This is a genomic window from Sciscionella sediminilitoris (assembly GCF_000737195.2).
Classification (GTDB): domain Bacteria; phylum Actinomycetota; class Actinomycetes; order Mycobacteriales; family Pseudonocardiaceae; genus Sciscionella; species Sciscionella sediminilitoris.
On the sequence record NZ_JALM01000111.1, the window covers coordinates 1 to 18,289 of the forward strand.

Sequence of the window (18,289 nt, forward strand, 5' to 3'; positions counted from 1 at the left end):
GGCGGTACCGGCTGGTGCCGCCCCGCCGTTCTTTGTATTCACCAAGGAAATCGAGCCCCTTCCGTGCGCCGCGCACATCACAGTGCCGAACCGGCCGCTGCACACGGAAATCCGGTTAGGATTCCGGCTACGCCTGCCCAATGACGCCGCCGGAAGTGAACTCGATGACCGCACCGCATCCAGAGCTCGCGACAGCCACCATCGCCGAACTCGCGGCGCGCCTGCATTCCGGGGACGTGTCCGCGCTGGAGCTGACCGAGGCGTATCTGGCCAGGATCGAGGCACTCGACCCGGGCTGCAACGCCTTCCTCACCGTCACCGCCGAACAGGCGCTGCATCAGGCGAGCGAATGCGACCGCAAGCGCGCGAGCGGAGCGGAACTCGGTCCACTGCACGGGATTCCGTTCGCGGCGAAAGACAACATGGATACCGCCGGGGTGCGCACCACGAGCGGGATGAGTGTGCTGGATCAGTGGCATCCGCGCGCGGACGCGGCCCCGGTGCGCGCGGCACGCTCCGCGGGGGCGGTCCTGCTCGGCAAAACCAATATGCACGAGGGAAGTTTCGGCATCACCTCGGCCAACCCGCACTACGGACCGGTGCGCAATCCGCACGACAGCGAACGCATCGCGGGCGGTTCCAGTGGTGGATCCGCGGCCGCGGTCGCCTCGGGGATGGTCCCCGCCGCGCTCGGCACGGACACCGGTGGCTCGCTGCGTATCCCCGCCGCACTGTGCGGAGTGGTCGGTTTCCGCCCGACCATGGGGATCGTGGACGGCACCGGGGTGACCCGGCTGTCCTGGAGCTTCGATACCAGCGGGCCGATCGCGCGCACCGTCGCCGATGCCGGGCTGCTGTTCGCCGTGCTCGCCGGGCGTATCGCGGACCCGGTCGCCGCGAGGCCGGACACGCTGCGCGGGCTGCGGATCGGGGTGCCACGCGGATACTTCGCCACCGACAACGATCCCGAGATCGACCGGATCACCGAGTCCGCCGCGGCCCGGCTCGCCGAACACGGGGCCCGGCTGGTGCCTTGCACGGTCGAGGGAATCGAACACGGCAGCGATATCGGATTCCGCATGGTCGGCCCGGAGAAAGTGGTGCTCACCAAGGAATACTTCGCCAAGGTCGAGCCGTCCATCGTGCTCGAGGAAGTGCTCGACCGGTTCGGCGAGGATCTGCGCGCCACCTTCGCGAGCGAGATCGGCCCGGACGCGAACCCGGTGCCCGCGCACGTCTATCTGGACACCGCACGCCGGGACACCGCGCGCATCAAGGCGGGAATCGAGGAAGCCTTGCGGGAGGTCGACGTGCTGCTGACCCCGACGACCCCCGCACCGGCGATCCCGCTGGCCGAGCACCAGAAAATGCTACTCAATGGCCGCGAACAGCACACCTTCGAGACTTTCATCCGCTACACCTTCGGCACCGCCGTCGCGGGAATCCCAGGCATCTCGATCCCGGCCGGGCACACCGGATCCGGTCTCCCGGTCGGCGTGCAACTGCTCGGCAGGGCGCACACCGATCAGCGCCTGCTCGCCATCGCGGCCGCGGCCAGCGCGGCACTCGAAGACTAACTACGCTGCCTTAAGCGGCGTAGCCGCTTGGCACCCGGCTGCCCGCTGGCACCGCGGCGGGTTTCCGCAACCGGACCCACCACGCAAGTCCGAACAGGACAGTTACTCGGCGTTCAGGGTTTCCAGTACGGATTCGCCGTACTTGGCGAGCTTGTTCTCGCCGATCCCGCTCATCGCGCCGAGTTCGCTCAGGCTGGCCGGCTGCTCGGTGGCGATCTGGCGCAGGGTGGCGTCGTGGAAGATCACGTAGGCGGGCACACCCTGTTCCTTCGCGGTCGCGGCCCGCCAGGCGCGCAGCCGTTCGAACAGCGGGCGCAGTTCCTCGGGCAGTTCCGCATCGGCGCCCCGGCTCGCCTTCCCGGACTTGGCCGCCTTTCCGGGGCGCTTGGGTTCGGTGCGCAGCGTGATCGTGCGCCCCTGGTAGAGCACTTCATCGCTGGCCTCGGTGGTGACCAGGGTTCCGTAGTCGCCCTCGACCGCGAGCAGTCCCATGGCCAGCAGCTGGCGGACCACCCCGCGCCAGGCGGAATCGGTGAGTTCGGTGCCGACCCCGAACACGCTGAGCTCATCGTGCGCGTGCTGGCTGATCTTCGCGGTCTTCTTGCCGAGCAGGATGTCGATGATCTGGCCCGCGCCGAATTTCTGCCGCCGTTCCCTGGCCAGCCGGACCACGGTGGACAGCAGTTTCTGCGCGGCGACGGTGCCGTCCCAGGATTCCGGCGGCGCGAGGCAGGTATCGCAGTTCCCGCACGGCTGTCCCTGCTGCCCGAAGTAGGCGAGCAACCGCACCCGGCGGCATTCCACGGTCTCGCACAGCGCGAGCATCGCGTCCAGGTGCGTGCCGAGCTTGCGCCGGTGCGCGGCATCGCCCTCGGAATTGTCGATCAGTTTGCGCTGCTGCATCACATCCTGGAGCCCGTAGGCCAGCCAGGCGGTGGAGGCGAGCCCGTCCCGGCCCGCACGGCCGGTCTCCTGGTAGTACCCCTCGATCGACTTGGGCAGGTCCAGGTGCGCGACGAACCGCACATCGGGTTTGTCGATGCCCATGCCGAAGGCGATGGTGGCCACCACGATGAGCCCGTCCTCGCGCAGGAACCGCGACTGGTGCTCGGCGCGCTGGGCCGCGTCCAGTCCCGCGTGATAGGGCAGCGCCTCGATTCCGTTGCGCACCAGGAATTCCGCGGTGTCCTCGACGGATTTGCGGGACAGGCAGTAGACGATGCCCGCGTCTCCGGGGTGCTCGGTGCGCAACAACTCGAGCAGCTGCTTGCGCGGTTCGTTCTTGGCGACGATGCGGTACTGGATGTTCGGCCGGTCGAAGCTGGCCACGAAATGGTGCGCGTCCTCGAGCCCGAGCCGCCGCGCGATCTCCGCGTGCGTGGCCTCGGTGGCTGTCGCGGTGAGCGCGATCCTCGGCACCTTCGGCCAGCGCTCGTGCAGCTGGGACAGTTCCAGGTAGTCCGGCCGGAAATCGTGGCCCCACTGGGAGACACAGTGCGCCTCGTCGATGGCGAACAGCGCGATGTTTCCGTTGTCCAGCAAGCGAATCGTCTGGTCCACGCGCAGCCGTTCCGGGGCGAGATAGAGCAGATCGAGCTCGCCGGCCAGGAATTCCTTCTCCACCATGCGCTGCTCGTCGGGGGCCTGGGTGGAGTTGAGGAAACCGGCCCGCACCCCGAGTGCGCGCAGTGCGTCGACCTGGTCCTGCATGAGCGCGATGAGCGGGGAGATCACCACGCCGACGCCGTCCCGGACGAGCGCGGGAATCTGGTAACACAACGACTTCCCGCCCCCGGTCGGCATCAGCACGAGCGCATCGCCGCCACCGCTGACGTGCTCGACGATCTCGGCCTGGCCTTCCCGGAACTCGTCGTAGCCGAAGACCTGGTTCAGTACCTTGAGCGTCTCGGGCGTCGTCACCGGGCAGATTCTAACCGAGTACCTTGTTCTTCCAGCGGCGGAGCCGCGTCCACCGACCACGCAGCCGGCACCGCGGCGGGTCCCGCCACCCGCACCGCCACGCAGCGGGCGCTAGCCGAGGACCTCCTGCATGAAATCGACCAGCCATTGCTGGGCGGGACTGCGCGAATGGGTCCGCCGGGCGTAGGCGCTCACCACGATCGGCTCCAGTTCGAAGGGCAGTTCGAGCAGCCGTACCCGGTTCTCGTCCCGCCACACCTCGGCCAGCCTGCGCGGGGCCATCCCGACCAGTTCGGTGCGCTGCACGAGGTACGGCAGCGAGGAGTACCTGGTGACCTGGAGCGCGATCCGGCCGGTGAGCCCGCGCAGCTCGAGTGCCCTGCGCGGGCCGTCGTGTCCGGCGGGCCCGACGACGGTCACGTGCCGCTCGGCCTCGAACTGGGCCTGGCTGATCCGGGATCCGCGCAGCCGCGGATGGTCCTCGGCGACCAGGGCGACGTGCCCCTCCCGGAACAGCGGGACCCGTTCCACCCGGCGCGAACTGATCAGCGGGGTGGCGATGAAGGCGTCGATCTCGCCCCGGCCGAGCCTGCCCTCCACATCGCTGACGTCCAGCGGGTGCACCGTGAAGGTCACCCCGGGCGCGCGCGTCTTGATCGCGGCGAGCAGCGGGGGCAGCAGGGACACCTCGCCCAGATCGGAGAGGCACAGGGTGAACGCCGTCTGCGCGGTGGCCGGATCGAAGCTGACGGAGTCACTAACAGTTGACTCGATCCCGGCCAGCGCGGTGTGCAGCGGTTCGTAGAGATCGCGCGCCGTCGTGGTGGGCACCAGCCCGGCACCGCTGCGCCGGAACAGCTCGTCACCGAAGCGCCGCCGGAGTTTCTGCAGCGCATAGCTGACCGTCGGCTGGGTGAGGTGCAGCGATTCGGCGGTGGCGGTGACGCTGCGAGTCTCGTAGAGCAGCACGAAGGTCCGCACCAGGTTCAGATCGAAATCCCGCATATAGACCCCATCGATACGGCACCCTGACCGTATCTATTGGATCACGGTGCGCAAGTGCCCTTATCGTCGGATTCTCCGGACCAATTCGGACAGGAGCAGAACCCATGCCGACGGCTCGCCACATCGCGCACGAGTTCCTCGAGCGCAACGAGCTCACCACGATATTCGGCAACCCGGGTTCCAATGAACTGCCGTTCCTGACCGGGCTCTCCGATCGCTTCAGCTACATCCTCGGCCTGCACGAGGGCGCGGTGGTCGGGATGGCCGACGGGTACTGCCAGGTCACCGGGAAACCGGCGCTGGTGAACCTGCACGCGGCCGCGGGCTCGGGCAACGGGCTCGGCGCGCTGACCAACGCGGTCTACTCCCGCTCCCCGCTGGTGATCACCGCGGGCCAGCAGGTGCGCCCGGTGATCGGCCTCGAGGGAATGCTCGCCAATGTGGACGCCACCACACTGATGCGCCCGCTTGTCGGCTGGTCCGGCGAACCGAGCTGCGCCGCGGATGTGCCGCGTTCACTGGCCCAGGCGGTGTTCGAGGCCAGAATGCGCAAGCGCCCGACCTATCTCTCGATTCCCTATGACGACTGGGATGTGGAGCTGGACGAGAACGCGCGGATGGTGCTCGACCGCTCGATAAGCAGGGCGAGCGCGGCGAGCACCGAGGAGTTCGCCTACCTGGTGGCCCGCTTCGAATCGGCGAAGAACCCGGCGCTGGTGCTCGGCGGCGACATCGACACCGCGGGCCTGTTCGACACGGCGGTCGCGCTCGCCGAACACCTCGACGTGCCGACCTGGGCCGCCCCCTCGGCCTTCCGGCTCCCCTTCCCCAACCGGCACCGGCTCTTCCGCGGGGTGCTGCCCGCCGGGATCTCCTCGCTGTCCCAGGAGCTCGACGGGCACGACCTGATCCTGGTGCTCGGTGCCCCGGTCTTCCGCTACCACCAGCACGAGCCGGGCGCCTACCTCCCCGAGGGCGCCCATCTCGTGCAGGTCACCGACGACGCCGAGGCCGCCGCACGGGCACCGTTCGGCGAGGCGATCGTCGCCGATCCGAGCGCGGTCATGCACGCGATGCTCGGACGGTGCCCGCGGCGCGGCAACGATGAGCATAACTACCTGCCCAATCCCGAGCCTGCCGTCGCCGAGAACGCCCTGCACCCCGAGCAGGTGTTCGCCGCGCTGCGGGACACCCAACCGGCCGAAACCGGCTACATCGTCGAGTCCACCTCGACCAACTCCGCCTGGTGGCGGCAGATGGATCTGCGCACCGGCGGCTCCTACTTCTTCCCCGCATCCGGCGGGCTCGGTTTCGGTATCCCGGCCGCGGTCGGTGCCGGGATCGGCCGCCCGGACCGGCACTTCGTCGGGGTGATCGGGGACGGCGCGGCCAACTACGGCATCAGCGCGCTGTGGACCGCGGCCCGCCACCGGGTACCGGTGACCTTCGTGTTGCTGCGCAACGGAAGTTACGGCGCACTGCAATGGTTCGCCGACCTGCTCGACGTACCCGATGTGCCCGGGGTGAACATCCCGGGGCTCGATTTCACCCAGATCGCGGAGGGGTATGGGGTGCCCGCGGACTCGGTGACCGAGGAAGAGGAATTGCGCGCGCTGCTGGCCAAGGACGCCGACGGCCCGCGCCTGATCCAGGTGGACACGGCGCTGACCGCGCCCGCCTGATTCGAAGGAGCACGGCAATGACGCCAACACCGCAGACGGGCCGGTCGGGGTGGCCGGCGATCCTCTGCTGGCTCACCGTCCTGATCGAGGGGTACGACCTCGTCGCCTTCTCGGTGACGATCCCGATCGTGCTCAAGAGCGGTTATCTCGGCTTCACCGCGGCCGGTGCGACCGCGATCGCCACGGTCGCCCTGATCGGGGTGGCGATCGGCGCCGCGGGCATGGGTCCGTTCGCGGACCGGTTCGGCCGCCGCGGCGTGCTGATCACCTCGGTGCTGCTGTTCTCGGTGTTCACCGTGATCGTGCCGCTCGCGCCGAACGTGGTCACGTTCAGCGTGTTCCGCTTCCTCGCCGGTCTCGGGCTCGGCGCCTGCATGCCGACGGCGCTCACCGTGATGTCCGAACACCTTCCGGCCAAGCGCAGGGCCACCGCGAGCACCATCACCATGACCGGGTACCACACCGGCGCGGTACTCACCTCGATCCTCGCCGCGACACTCGGGCAGTGGCAGGTGCTCTACTACGCGGGCGGGATCGCCGGACTGGTGCTCGCCGCGGTGATGTGGTTCCGGCTGCCCGAATCGAGCGCCTACCTCTCGGTGCGCGATTCGGTTCGCCGTAAGAGCGGCGAGCGCCAGGGCATGCGCGCCGTGCTCACCCCGGGATTCCGGCGGATCAGCCTCGCCACCTGGGTCGGCTCCTTCATGGGCCTGCTGCTGGTCTACGGGCTCAACACCTGGCTGCCGCAGCTGATGCGCACCGCGGGCTACGCCGTGTCCACCTCGATCACCCTGCTGCTGGTGCTCAACATCGGCGCGGTGATCGGGCTGCTGCTCGCCGGGTACCTCGCCGACCGGCGCGGCATCCGACCGACCGCGCTCGCCTGGTTCGGTGTCGCCGCCGTGCTGCTCGCCCTGCTCAGCGTGCGCATGGAGAACAGCTTCGTGCTCAACCTCGTGGTGCTGCTGACCGGGATCTTCGTGTTCTCCGCGCAGGTGCTGATCTTCGCCTACGTCGCGCAGTCCTTCCCCGCCGAATCCCGGGGCACCGCGCTCGGGCTCAACTCGGCCATCGGGCGGCTCGGCGCCATCGTCGGACCGTTCGTGACCGGTGCGCTCGTCACGGCCGGGATCGCCTACCCCTTCGGGTTCTGGTTCTTCGCCGTGGTCGCCGCGCTCGGTCTCGGTGCCATGTTCGTGGTACCGAGCCGTTCCCGCACCGACCACTATCCCGAGGAGCACGCGAACCCCGCACCATCCCCCTAGAACCCCGCGGCGCGTCGCCGAACGACCTTCCTTCCTTCCAGCATTTCGGCGGCGCGTCGCGGTTACCAAGCCACATCCCAGATGAAGCCGTGGCGCGCCGCCGGTAGGCCCCCTCCCCCAACTCCGGCGGCGCGCCACGGTGCTTTCAGTGCGCGGCCATGGCGGGCTGCTCCTCGCCCGCCTCGCTGTCCTCCTGTTTCGCGGGGCGCCGGATGAACACCGAGAGCACCAGTGCGATCAGCGAGATCACCGCGCCGCACAGGAAGGCCGCGTGCACCCCGTCGGCGACGGCGGCCTCCGGGCCGTGGCCGGGACCGATCGGGGTGGTGAACGTGGACATCACGGTGACGAACAGCGCCGACCCGGCGGCGGCCGCGAGCTGCTGCACGGTGCTGACCATGGCGCTGCCGTGCGAGTACAGCTCCTTGCGCACCGAGCCGAGCGCCACGGTCATCAGCGGGGTGAGCATGGCACCGATCGCGGCCATCAGCACGGTCTGGGTGGCGATGACGTAGCCGAGCGGGGTACCCGCGCCGAAGGTGGTCATCACCCACAGCGCGGCGCTGACCACTACCGCGCCCGGGATCACCAGCGGACGCGGGCCGTAGCGGTCGAACAGCCGCCCGATGACCGGACCGAGCAGACCCATCGCGAGCCCACCGGGCAGGGTGGCCAGTCCGACGGTGACCGTGTCCTCGCCGAGCACGTTCTGCAGGTACAGCGGCAACACGATGATGCTGCCGAACATCGCCATCATGCTCACCGCGATCATCACGAACGCCAGCACGAACGAGGTACTGCGGAAGGTGCGCAGATCCAGCAGTGCCCGGTCGGCGCGCTGCAGCACGAACTGCCGGGCGCCGAACGCGAGCAGCGCGGCGATCCCGATCCCGAGGGCGAGCCACGGGGAGATGAACGCGCTCCCGCTGGAGTCGCCGATGCTGGACAGGCCGTAGACGAGGCCGCCGAACCCGAGCGCGGAGAGCACCACGGAGAACGGGTCGACCTTGGCCTCGGTCAGGGTTTCCGGGCTGCGCATCCGCCATACCCCGGCGATGAACGCGAGCGCGGCGAACGGCAGCACCACCCAGAACAGCCAGTGCCAGTCCAGCTTGCTCAGGATGAACCCGGAAAGGGTGGGACCGACCGCGGGCGCCACCGCGATCACGATCGTCATCGAGCCCATGATCCGTCCGCGCCGCTGCTCCGGGATCATCGTCATCACGGTGGTCATCAGCAGCGGAAGGATGAACGCGGTGCCGCCGGCCTGCAGCACGCGGCCGATCAGCAGCATGAGGAACCCGTTGGCCAGCGCCCCGGTCAGGGTGCCGAGCAGGAACAGCGACATCGCCACCGCGAACAATCGCCGCATCGGGAACCGTTGCAGCAGGAACCCGGTCGTCGGGATCACGATCGCCATCACCAGCATGTAACCGGTGGTCAGCCACTGGCCGGTGGTCGCGGACAGGTGCAGATCCTTCATCAGGGTCGGCAGCGCGACGCTCATCAGGGTTTCGTTCAGCACCATCACGAACGCGGCCGCCAACAGCAGCGCGATCAATCCCATGGCCCCGGGCGGGGTCTTCTCGGCAGCCGGTCTCGGCGTAGTCGATGTGGTCACGAATCCTCCAGAAAGCCTCAGTTGATGACAGGCTACGCCAAGGTGGCAGTGACTGCCATCGGATTTCGCGATAGGCTCGAGGTCGGCATTTGGAGGTGCGATGACGATCGAGCAAGCCGCTCCTGACCTGGTGACCAGGCGAAAGCGGGACACCGAGCGCGCCATCGCCACCGCGGCACTCGAACTGTTCGAGACACAGGGTGTGGCACACACCACGGCCGAACAGATCGCCGAACGCGCGGGAGTCTCCCCGCGGACCTTCTTCCGGTACTCCCCGCGGAAAGAGGACTCGGTCCTGCTCGGCAGTAACGAAATCCACGAGATCGTGACCGAGGAGCTGCAGCCGGACCGGATCGGCGACGACCCGATCCAGGCGATCGAGCGGGCCTTCGCCCGGGGCGTCGCGGAGTTCGACAACGAGAGCTCCGAGGTGGCCCGTCACATGCTGCGGATGCGCCGCCTCGCCACGACCGAACCCCTGCTCACCCAGGCCCTGTTGCGTGCCGATCTGGACGGCTGCGAGCGCATCGTCAGCACACTCGCCCGCGCGCTCGGCAAGGAATCGTCCGACTTCCAGGTGCGCGCCATCCTCGCCGTCCTCGACTCCACGGCCCGGATCGCCTTCGACGAGTGGGCAAGGCGCGTCGAGACCGGGGAGACCCCCAAGGTCTCCGAGCTGTACGCGCAGGCGAGGAAGGCCGTGCGGGACGCGGCCTCAACTTGATCACGAATCACCCATAACCCGCATTCCGGCTTTGCAGGCAGCACACAGTAGTGCCACCATCACGGCACCGACCGTGATCAACTGCCTCACCTAATGGAGTGTTCCCATGCATCTGTTCAGCGGTATCGGCAGCATCCTGGGCTGGATCGTCGCGGGACTGATCTTCGGCCTGCTCGCCAAGGCGATCCTGCCCGGTAAGCAGAGCATCCCCTGGTGGCTGACGATCCTGTCCGGAATCGTCGGTGCGTTCCTCGGCAACCTGGTGGCCGCGGCGATCGGCTACCAGAACGCCAACGGCGGCATCCCGTGGTTCCGCTGGATCCTGGACATCGTCGGCGCGATCGTGGTCGTCGCGATCGTGTCCGGGGTGTGGGCCAAGAGCAAGAGCGGGTCCAAAGGGGAGCCTGCCGCCAAGTCCTGACCGAACACCGGGATCGAGAACCGCCGCGGACCTTCCTGGTCCGCGGCGGTTCCGGTTTCCCGGCCGTCCCTTGTGGACCGATCAGCCGAGCACGTAGCCGGATTCGGTGCACCGCACCGGAATCGCGCGTTCCTCCCGCCAGGACCGGTCCGCCGCGGTCGCCAGATCGAAGGCGGCGAGCGCATCCGAACCACTGGCCCGCACCGGAGTCCCGGTGCGCACCGCATCCGCGAAGGCGTCGAGTTCGGCGGCGTAGGCGAACGGATAGCGCTGTTCGAAATCGCGCACCAGCGGAGTGGCCGCCTGCCCCGGGGTGCGCCATTCGTAGTGCCGCGATTGCGGATGATCGATGCGCACCGTGGCCAGGGATCCCAGCACCTCGGTGCTGCACTCGTAGCCGTATCCGGCCGCCCTGCTGTTGTCGATCACCCCGAGCGCGCCGTTCGCGAAGCGCAGCACCACCACCGCGGTGTCCACATCGCCGATCGCGGTGAAGCCCGGATCGGAGACCACCGCCCCGTGCGCGCTCACCTCGGTGATCTCCCCGGCCATCCAGCGCGCGGTGTCCAGATCGTGAATGGTCACATCGAGGAAGAGTCCCCCGGAACCGGCGAGGAATTCCGCCTTCGGTGCCGCCATGTCCCGCAGCGAGGTGCGCAGCAGGGCGATCTCGCCGAGCTCCCCGGCGTGGATCCGCTCGGTCGCGGCCACCCAGTCCGGATCGAACCTGCGGTGGAAACCGATCTGGAAGGCGACGCCCTCGGCCTCGACCGCGGCGATGGCGCGCAGCGCGGCTTCCCGGTCGAGCGAAATGGGTTTCTCGCAGAACACGTGCTTTCCCGCGCGGGCGGCCGCGACCGCGAGGTCCGCGTGAGTCCCGGTCGGGGTGGTGATCGCGACCGCGTCGATGTCGGCTGCCAGCAACCGCTCGAAGCTGTCCACCCCGGTGACCCCGTGCTCCTCCGCGATCCGGTCCGCCGCCGCACTGTCCACATCGAACACAGCGGCGAGTTCGGCGCGGGCGCACCGCGAACCGAGATTGGTGGCGTGGATGCGCCCCATGCGGCCGAGTCCGGCCAGCCCGATCCGGAGTTTCCCGCTCATGCCCTGCTCCCCCGGCGGGCGGCGACCACGCAGCCGACGAGGATCGCGAGCACCGGGATCGCGCCGAGCACGACGGCCACCGCGCCCCCGGATCCGACGACGAGCGGGAAGTTGGTGATCACCAGCCACAGCGTCGCGCCGAGCACCAGCACCCCGAGCGCGGCGAGCACCAGCCGCCACGGGGAACCGATCCGGTTCCTGGCGAAGAAAACCAGCATCGAGACCGTGGTGCCCAGCATGAGGGTGACGATGCCCGGGGTGGAGATCCCCGCCATGGGCGAGAAGATCTGGGTCAGCGGGTCGAGGCCGAGCACCGCGAACACGGCGAGCAGGATCGCGGCCGTCGCGCTCTGCACCAGTGAGGAGTTCGCGGGTGAGCCGTGTTTCCGGTGCACCGCACCGAGTTTCGCGGGCAGCCAGTCGCGCCCGGCGAGCGCGTGCTGGTACCGGGCGACGATGTTGTGGAAGGAGAGCACGCAGGCGAGCAGGCTGGAGATGAGCAGCACCTGCATGACACCCCCGGCGACCGTGCCCAGATAGCGCTGTGCGGTGCCGAGCATCAGATCGTCCGGATTGGCCACCGCGCGGTCCTTGATGGCCTCGACGCCCCAGCCTTCCACCATCGCCCAGCTGGAGATGGCGTAGAACACCCCGATCACGAGCACCGAGATGTACGTGGCCCGGGGCACCGTGCGATCGGGATTGCGCGCCTCGTAACGGAAAACCGCGGTGGACTCGAAACCGACGAACCCGGTGACGGCGAACAGCACCGCGATGCCGAGCGGGCCGGAGAAGATCACCGTCGGGGTGAAACTCGCGCCGCTGATCCCGTCCGCCCCGCCGCTGGCGAAGATCGCGGTGTCCATGGCGATCACGATGGCCAGCTCGCACACCAAGGCGACGCCGAGCACCTTCGAACTCAGCTCGATGTGCCGGTAACCGAGGAAGGCCACCAGCACCAGCACCACACCCGCGCAGGCCCACCACGGCGGCGCGTATCCGGTGTAGCGCTCGATGAGCGAGGAGAACGCGCCGCCCAGATAACCCCACATTCCGGCCTGCAGCGCGGTATAGGCCAGCAGCGCCAGAAACGCGGCGCCCCCGCCCGCGATCCGGCCGAGCCCGCGTTCGATGTAGGCGAAGAAGGCACCGGCTTTGTGCACGTGCGGGGTCATCCGGACGAAGTTCGCGGAGAACACCAGCAGCACCACGGTGGCGATGAGGAACCCGACCGGGGCACCCGCACCGTTTCCCTCGCTGATCGCCAGCGGGGCGTTCCCCCCGATCACGGTCAGCGGGGCGGCGGCCGCGATCACCATGAACACGATCGCGGTGACCCCGAGCCGCCCGTGCAACCGCCCGGATTCCTCCTCCGTCGCCCGCACGGGTGCGCGGACGGCCTCGTTGCCATCGGTCCTGTTCATGAAAACCTCGCTACCGATAGAGATCTCGGCGCAGATCGGTGAGATAGGGATTCTCCAGCTGGGCCCGATCCACGCGTTCCGGGTCGAGTTCGGCGAGCAGCAGCGCCGGTCTGGTGCCCGCGCAGGCGAGCTTCTCGCCATCGGGTGCCACGATGCTGCTGCGCCCGACGTAGACGGTGTCCCGCTCGCTTCCGGTGTGGTTCGCATAGCAGACGTAGACCTGGTTCTCCCAGGCACGGGCCGGGATCACGGTCTCCGCGACGAACGCGAAGGGTTCCATCTGCGCGGTGGGCACCGCGATCAGTTTCGCCCCGGCCAGTGCCGCGGCTCGCACCGCTTCGGGGAACTCCACGTCGTAGCAGATCAGGATCGCGATCGGCATTCCGTGGAATTCGGCGATGGTGACCGGTTCGGTTCCTTCGACGAACAGCTTGCGGTCCAGCTCGCCGAACAGCTGCGCCTTGTGGTGCACCGCAAGCGTTTTCCCGTCCTCGTCGAGCAGCACCGCGGCGTTGGTGATGCCCTGCTCCGTGCGCAGTGGTGCACCGGCGAGCAACCCGATTCCGCGCCGTCGCGCGATCTCCGCGGCACGCTCGATCAGCGGCTGCTCGGCGAGCTCGGCCACCGCATCGCCGATGTCGTAGCCGGTGAGGAACAGCTCCGGGGTGACGAGCAGGTCCGCCCCGGAGCCCGCGGCGCGCGCCGCACACTCGTCCAGTTCGGCCAGGTTCGCCTCGGGATCCCCCGGGCTGCCCGCGGTCTGCAGGCAGGCCAGCCGGAACGTCCTCACGTGCGCACGTACCCGTCGGTCACGGCGAGCGCCTCGTCGATGGCGGCGAGCCCGGTGCGCAGCTCCTGCTCGGTGATCACCAGCGGCGGGGCCACGTGCAGCCGGTTGAAGTGGGTGAACGGCCACACCCCGCGCTTCTTGCACGCCCCGAGCAGCTCGGTCATCGGCGCGGCGTCCGGGCCCGCGGCGTTGAACGGCACCAGCTGTTCCCGGGTGTCCCGGTCCCGCACCAGTTCCAGGGCGAAGAACAGCCCGCGCCCGCGCACCTCGCCGATGCACGGGTGGGCCGCGGCCATCCGTTCCAGTTCCGGGCGCACCACGCGCTCACCGAGATCGCGCACCCGTTCCAGGATGCCTTCGCGTTCGAAGATCTCGATCGAGGCGATCCCGGCGGCACAACCCAGCGGGTGGCCCGAGTAGGTGAGCCCGCCGGGATAGGGCTGCTCGGCGAAGCCCGCGGCGATCGCATCGGAGAGGATCACCCCGCCGAGCGGGACATAGCCGGAGTTCACCCCCTTGGCGAAGGTGATCAGGTCCGGGGTCACGCCGAACAGATCGACCGCGAACCACTCGCCGAGCCTGCCGAAACCGACCATGACCTCATCGGCGATCAGCACGATCCCGTGCCGGTCGCACAGCTCCCGCACGCCCTGCAGATAGCCGGGCGGCGGGATGAGCACCCCGTTGGTGCCGACCACGGTCTCCATCAGGATCGCCGCGACCGTGTGCGCGCCCTCGAGGGTGATGACCTCCTCGAGATGGGCGAGCGCGCGGGCGCATTCGGTCTCCTCGTCCACCCCGGAGCGGTAGGCATAAGGGCCGAAGAAGTGCACGATCCCGGTCGCCGACTGCTCCGAGGCCCAGCGGCGCGGGTCCCCGGTCGCGGTGATCGCGGTGCTCGTGGCGCCGTGGTACGAGCGGTAGGCCGAGAGGACCTTGTGCCGCCCGGTGTGCAGCCGGGCCATCCGGATCGCGTTCTCGTTCGCCTCCGCACCGGCGTTGGTGAAGAACACCGTGTCCAGTCCCTCGGGTGCGCGCTCGGCGATCATCCTGGCGAGCTTGCCGCGCACGTCGTTGGCGAAGGACGGGGCGATGTAGCACAGCCGCTCGGCCTGCTCCTTGATCGCGGCGACCATGTCCGGGTGCTGATGCCCGAGGTTCGCGTTGACCAGCTGCGAGGCGAAATCGAGCCATTCGTTCCCGTCGTAGTCGGCGATGGTCGAGCCCCGCGCCCACTCGATCGGCACCGGGCTGATCTTCGCCTGCGCCGACCAGGAGTGCAGCACGTGCCGACGGTCGTCCTCGATTACCCGCTCTGCGTCCATACCCTGATCCTCGCCGAAATCGCCGCGGACCGGAATTGACAGAGTGAGCACCTACACCGGATCGCGTTGACAGTTCGCTCAGCCGAGCGCGGTGCGAATGTCCTCGGCGATCCTGCCGCAGGCGAGCACCCCGCCCGCGCTGGTCCACGCCGTGCCGTCCACCGGGACCACGTGCCCCGCGGTGACCGCGCCGAGCCGGTCGAACCCGGGTGCCTTCGCCGCCTGATCGAGGGCCTTCTTGCTGGCCTGATGCGGGTCACCGTCCCCGAGCGCGCCGAAGAAGATCCAGTCCGCGTCGAGCTCGCGAACGTTCTCCAGGCTCACCGCGACGCTGTGCCCCGGCCCCTTCCGGTCCTGCGCGGGCGGGCGGCGCAGCCCGAGCGCGCGGACCACCTCGGCCGCGGGCCCTTCGGCGTACATCACACTCGGGGTGTTCCCGCGCCAGCGCACAATGCTCACGCTCGCCCCGGCATGGGCGGCGATCCCGCGCTTGGTCGCGGCGAGCGTGTTCGCGTAGTTCTCGAGTACTTTCCCGGCCCTGTCCGGCCTGCCGAGTGCCGCGGCCTCCAGGCGCAGCGCGGCCCGCCAGTCATCGGTCCCGCTCGCGCGCAGATAGACCAGCGGGGCGATCGCGGAGAGTTTGCCGAGCACGCCCGCATCGCGCAGCGCGGTGCCATCAGTGAGGATCAGATCGGGGCGCGCGGCGGCGATCTTCTCCATCGAGGGTGTGGCGAGCGCGCCCATGAGCGGGATTCCCTTGGCCTGTTCGGCCAGATAGGCGGAGACCCCGGACTGCCCGCGCCCGCCGGTCGCCCCTGCCGGGCGAACCCCGAGCGCCAGCGCACCGTCCAGACTGGACTCGCTGAGCGTGATCACCCGCGCGGGCCGGTCCGGGACCGTGACCCGTTCGCCTCGCGCATCGGTGAGCTGCCTGCCACTCGATTCGTGCTGCGCGCCCGATCCGCATCCGGCCAGCAGCGCGCCCGCGAGCACCACGGCGCCAAGGGTCCGCCATCTCACCACTGATCACCCTCCCGTCTATGAATTAGGCAAGGCTAACCTACATATATGCTGCACGAGCTCACCGCGGTCCCGAACCCCCGGCTGCGCCTGGTCTGCCTCGGCGAGGCCCGGTGGTTCGCGCCGTGGGCGGAGCTGCTGCCCGCGGATGTGGGACTGTTCGCCGTCGGGAACCCGCATCCGGACGCGCTCGCCGAGGCGCTGACACCCGGTCCGCCGGTCGCGGTGTTCGGGCACGGTCGCGGCGCGATTCCCGGCTACGAACTGGCCCAAAGGCTGCGCGATCCGGTGTACCTGTTCGTCTCCGGGCATCCCGGCCCGCACCGCTACGGCGTACGCACCCCCTTGAGTTGCCCGGTCAGTGTGTTCACCGGGAAAACGGAACCCGGCGCCGCGGCCGGCTGGCGCACCGTGACGAGCGCCGGGTTCCGGATGCACGCGCGCACCGCGGCGGCCGAATCGATCCTCGGCGACCTGCGGAGCCCGCCGCGCGCGCTCGGCCCGGCCCCGGAACTTCCGCCCGGACAGCCGCACAACGGGGCCACACCACCGCATTCGGCGCGCGCGGTCACCACCGGCCTGGTCCGCAGCCCGGCGATCGAGGCACTGCGCGCGGCCGTGGCCGACGGGGAAACCCAAGCGGTGAACCGATTCTGGGCGCGACTGGACGCCGAGGGCGGGCCACTCGTGGAACCCTGCCCGGAAAGCACGGCGCACCGCATCGTGACCTTCTGCTATCGCGGCGGCCCGGAAACGGTGCGAGTGCTCGCGCTGGTGAACAAGCTCACCGACCGCTCGCGGCTCGATCGCAGCCGGTGCGCGCAGCTGCCGGGAACCGATCTGTGGCATCTGAGCTACCGCTTGCCGAGCACCTGGCGGGGCAGCTACCAGTTCGCCCCGGACGAGACGGGTAAGGGCGAACTCGCGGAGCTGCCCGGCGTTCCCGATCCGTTCGCCGCGCTCGTCCTGCCGAGCAGGGGCGGCGAACCGGTGCGTTCCATCGCCGAACTCCCGGACGCGCCACCACAGCGGTTTCTCTGGCCACGGCCCGGTGTTCCGCGCGGTACCGTGACCGAAACCGTTGTGCCGAGCCGCATTCTCGGATACCGCAAGCGCGCCTGGGTCTACACCCCGGCACGAGCGGCCACCGACCTCGCGCTGCTGGTGCTCCTGGACGGCGAGCTGTGGGCCGATGAGCTGAACATCGCGCCCACCCTGGACAACCTGATCGCCGAAGGGCACCTTCCCCCGCTGCTTGCCGTGCTCCCCGAGGCGGGCCCGCGCGCGGTGCGGATGCGGGAATACCAGTGCCACGCGCCGTTCGTGGCCTTCCTGACCGGGGAACTGATCCCCGCGCTCGCCGAAACCCAAGGCATCACCGAGGATCCGGCCCGCACGGTGATCGCCGGGCAGAGCCTCGGCGGGCTCACCGCGGCTTTCGCCGGGCTCACCGCACCGGAGCGGTTCGGCGCGGTCATCTCCCAGTCCGGCTCGTTCTGGTTCGGCGGAGGGGAACTCGGCCGCCGGTTCGCCAGGACGCCGCGGCTGCCCCTGCGGTTCGGGATCGAGGTGGGCAGCGATGAGCGCACCCTGGACGAACCGACCGCGCGGCTGCACGAGGTGTTGCTCGCGCGCGGGTACCCGGTGGATTTCCGCGAGTTCTCCGGCGGCCACGACCGGGCCTGCTGGCGGGGCGGAATCGCGGAACGGCTGATCGGCATCGGGCTGCGCTGACTGTGGCCCGCGCCAAATGAGTTAGCGGGCCATCGCTTCCTCTGTTACCGTCGGAATCATGCATCTCTACTTCCTCTGAGCAGGTGGCACGGTACTCGTCTGTCCGCCACCCCCTTTTCTGAAGAGGAAGTATGTCCACCGCGATTCAGCGCGCCCGAACGCGCGCGCATCTTTCCGCGACCGATCTCTGCCTCACCCGCGGCGGAAACCCGGTGCTCGACACCGTGAACCTCACCGTTTCCGCCGGTGACCGGCTCGCCGTCGTCGGGGAGAACGGCCGCGGCAAAACCACCCTGCTGCACGTGCTCGCCGGTCGGCTGGTCCCCGATTCCGGGGTACTGCGCCGGTTCGGCAGCCTCGGCATCGCCGAACAGGAGATGCCGAGCGCGGAGGGGCGCACCGTCGGCGAACTCATCGACACCGAACTCGCCGAGGTGCGCACGGTCCTGCGGGAGTTCGAATCCGCGACGCTCGCGCTCGCCGAGGAACGCCCCGGCGCCGCGGACGAATACGCCCGTGCCCTCGCCGAGGCGGAAGCACTCGATGCCTGGGACGCCGATCGCCGGGTCGACATCGCCCTGGCCGCGCTCGGCGCGATCGACGACCGGTCCCGCGAACTGGCCGGGCTCTCGGTCGGGCAGCGCTACCGGGTCCGGCTCGCCTGCCTGCTCGGCGCG

Annotated in this window: 15 protein-coding genes; 7 read left to right on the plus strand and 8 right to left on the minus strand. The window is 69.4% G+C overall.

From position 1 onward, the window contains the following. Window positions 1–140: 140 nt before the first annotated feature. Window positions 141–1,577, plus strand: coding sequence for an amidase (locus tag AD72_RS31335; RefSeq protein WP_051899217.1), 1,437 nt, complete (start codon window positions 141–143; stop codon window positions 1,575–1,577). A gap of 102 nt (window positions 1,578–1,679) precedes the next feature. Here AD72_RS31335 and recQ read toward each other — a convergent pair whose 3' ends face one another. Together recQ and AD72_RS31345 are read right to left on the minus strand one after the other, a co-directional pair. After that, window positions 1,680–3,497, minus strand: coding sequence for a DNA helicase RecQ (recQ, locus tag AD72_RS31340; protein WP_031470254.1), 1,818 nt, complete (start codon window positions 3,495–3,497; stop codon window positions 1,680–1,682). Between the two features lie 111 nt (window positions 3,498–3,608). Next, window positions 3,609–4,502: a LysR family transcriptional regulator gene (locus AD72_RS31345; RefSeq protein ID WP_031470255.1), complete on the minus strand. Its 894-nt coding sequence runs from the start codon at window positions 4,500–4,502 to the stop codon at window positions 3,609–3,611. 104 nt (window positions 4,503–4,606) lie between these two features. Between AD72_RS31345 and mdlC the strand changes: the two genes are divergently transcribed. Together mdlC and AD72_RS31355 are read left to right on the plus strand one after the other, a co-directional pair. Further along, window positions 4,607–6,184 (plus strand): benzoylformate decarboxylase, encoded by a 1,578-nt coding sequence (mdlC, locus tag AD72_RS31350; protein WP_031470256.1) that lies wholly within the window; start codon window positions 4,607–4,609, stop codon window positions 6,182–6,184. A gap of 17 nt (window positions 6,185–6,201) precedes the next feature. Further along, complete coding sequence (locus AD72_RS31355) at window positions 6,202–7,449, plus strand: MFS transporter (RefSeq protein WP_031470257.1); 1,248 nt, start codon at window positions 6,202–6,204, stop codon at window positions 7,447–7,449. A gap of 145 nt (window positions 7,450–7,594) precedes the next feature. On the opposite strand, the gene AD72_RS31360 is transcribed toward AD72_RS31355, so the two are convergent. Next, window positions 7,595–9,070, minus strand: coding sequence for an MDR family MFS transporter (locus AD72_RS31360; protein WP_037347989.1), 1,476 nt, complete (start codon window positions 9,068–9,070; stop codon window positions 7,595–7,597). 100 nt (window positions 9,071–9,170) lie between these two features. Between AD72_RS31360 and AD72_RS31365 the strand changes: the two genes are divergently transcribed. Further along, complete coding sequence (locus AD72_RS31365) at window positions 9,171–9,794, plus strand: TetR family transcriptional regulator (RefSeq protein WP_051899218.1); 624 nt, start codon at window positions 9,171–9,173, stop codon at window positions 9,792–9,794. 106 nt (window positions 9,795–9,900) lie between these two features. Next, a complete protein-coding gene (locus AD72_RS31370) occupies window positions 9,901–10,215 on the plus strand; it encodes a GlsB/YeaQ/YmgE family stress response membrane protein (protein WP_031470260.1) in 315 nt (104 codons plus the stop codon). Window positions 10,216–10,296: 81 nt separating this feature from the next. Here AD72_RS31370 and AD72_RS31375 read toward each other — a convergent pair whose 3' ends face one another. From AD72_RS31375 to AD72_RS31395, 5 genes are all read right to left on the minus strand, one after another. Next, complete coding sequence (locus tag AD72_RS31375; protein WP_031470261.1) at window positions 10,297–11,319, minus strand: Gfo/Idh/MocA family oxidoreductase; 1,023 nt, start codon at window positions 11,317–11,319, stop codon at window positions 10,297–10,299. Then, entirely contained in the window at window positions 11,316–12,743 is a 1,428-nt protein-coding gene (locus AD72_RS31380; RefSeq protein ID WP_051899219.1) for an APC family permease, read from the minus strand. Before AD72_RS31380 ends, AD72_RS31375 begins: the two co-directional genes overlap by 4 nt. A 10-nt stretch (window positions 12,744–12,753) precedes the next feature. Further along, on the minus strand, window positions 12,754–13,533 hold the full coding sequence (locus AD72_RS31385) for a carbon-nitrogen hydrolase family protein (protein WP_031470263.1): 780 nt from the start codon (window positions 13,531–13,533) through the stop codon (window positions 12,754–12,756). Next, window positions 13,530–14,858, minus strand: coding sequence for an aspartate aminotransferase family protein (locus AD72_RS31390; RefSeq protein WP_031470264.1), 1,329 nt, complete (start codon window positions 14,856–14,858; stop codon window positions 13,530–13,532). Before AD72_RS31390 ends, AD72_RS31385 begins: the two co-directional genes overlap by 4 nt. Window positions 14,859–14,936: 78 nt before the next feature. Further along, window positions 14,937–15,878, minus strand: a complete 942-nt coding sequence (locus tag AD72_RS31395) for an ABC transporter substrate-binding protein (RefSeq protein ID WP_031470265.1) — start codon at window positions 15,876–15,878, stop codon at window positions 14,937–14,939. A gap of 48 nt (window positions 15,879–15,926) precedes the next feature. Here AD72_RS31395 and fes point away from each other — a divergent pair, with 48 nt between their 5' ends. Together fes and AD72_RS31405 are read left to right on the plus strand one after the other, a co-directional pair. Next, window positions 15,927–17,612: an enterochelin esterase gene (fes, locus tag AD72_RS31400; RefSeq protein ID WP_051899222.1), complete on the plus strand. Its 1,686-nt coding sequence runs from the start codon at window positions 15,927–15,929 to the stop codon at window positions 17,610–17,612. A 131-nt stretch (window positions 17,613–17,743) separates the two neighbouring features. Continuing rightward, the coding region (locus tag AD72_RS31405; protein ID WP_031470267.1) for an ATP-binding cassette domain-containing protein at window positions 17,744–18,289 on the plus strand (546 nt) is incomplete at its 3' end.

What these genes read in the sequence shown, in the direction of transcription:
- AD72_RS31335 (WP_051899217.1), top strand. Translation starts at nt 141, where the DNA reads ATGACGCCGCCGGAAGTGAACTCGATGACCGCACCGCATCCAGAGCTC.
- AD72_RS31345 (WP_031470255.1), bottom strand. Translation starts at nt 4,502, where the DNA reads ATGCGGGATTTCGATCTGAACCTGGTGCGGACCTTCGTGCTGCTCTAC.
- mdlC (WP_031470256.1), top strand. Translation starts at nt 4,607, where the DNA reads ATGCCGACGGCTCGCCACATCGCGCACGAGTTCCTCGAGCGCAACGAG.
- AD72_RS31355 (WP_031470257.1), top strand. Translation starts at nt 6,202, where the DNA reads ATGACGCCAACACCGCAGACGGGCCGGTCGGGGTGGCCGGCGATCCTC.
- AD72_RS31365 (WP_051899218.1), top strand. Translation starts at nt 9,171, where the DNA reads ATGACGATCGAGCAAGCCGCTCCTGACCTGGTGACCAGGCGAAAGCGG.
- AD72_RS31370 (WP_031470260.1), top strand. Translation starts at nt 9,901, where the DNA reads ATGCATCTGTTCAGCGGTATCGGCAGCATCCTGGGCTGGATCGTCGCG.
- AD72_RS31375 (WP_031470261.1), bottom strand. Translation starts at nt 11,319, where the DNA reads ATGAGCGGGAAACTCCGGATCGGGCTGGCCGGACTCGGCCGCATGGGG.
- AD72_RS31380 (WP_051899219.1), bottom strand. Translation starts at nt 12,743, where the DNA reads ATGAACAGGACCGATGGCAACGAGGCCGTCCGCGCACCCGTGCGGGCG.
- AD72_RS31390 (WP_031470264.1), bottom strand. Translation starts at nt 14,858, where the DNA reads ATGGACGCAGAGCGGGTAATCGAGGACGACCGTCGGCACGTGCTGCAC.
- fes (WP_051899222.1), top strand. Translation starts at nt 15,927, where the DNA reads ATGCTGCACGAGCTCACCGCGGTCCCGAACCCCCGGCTGCGCCTGGTC.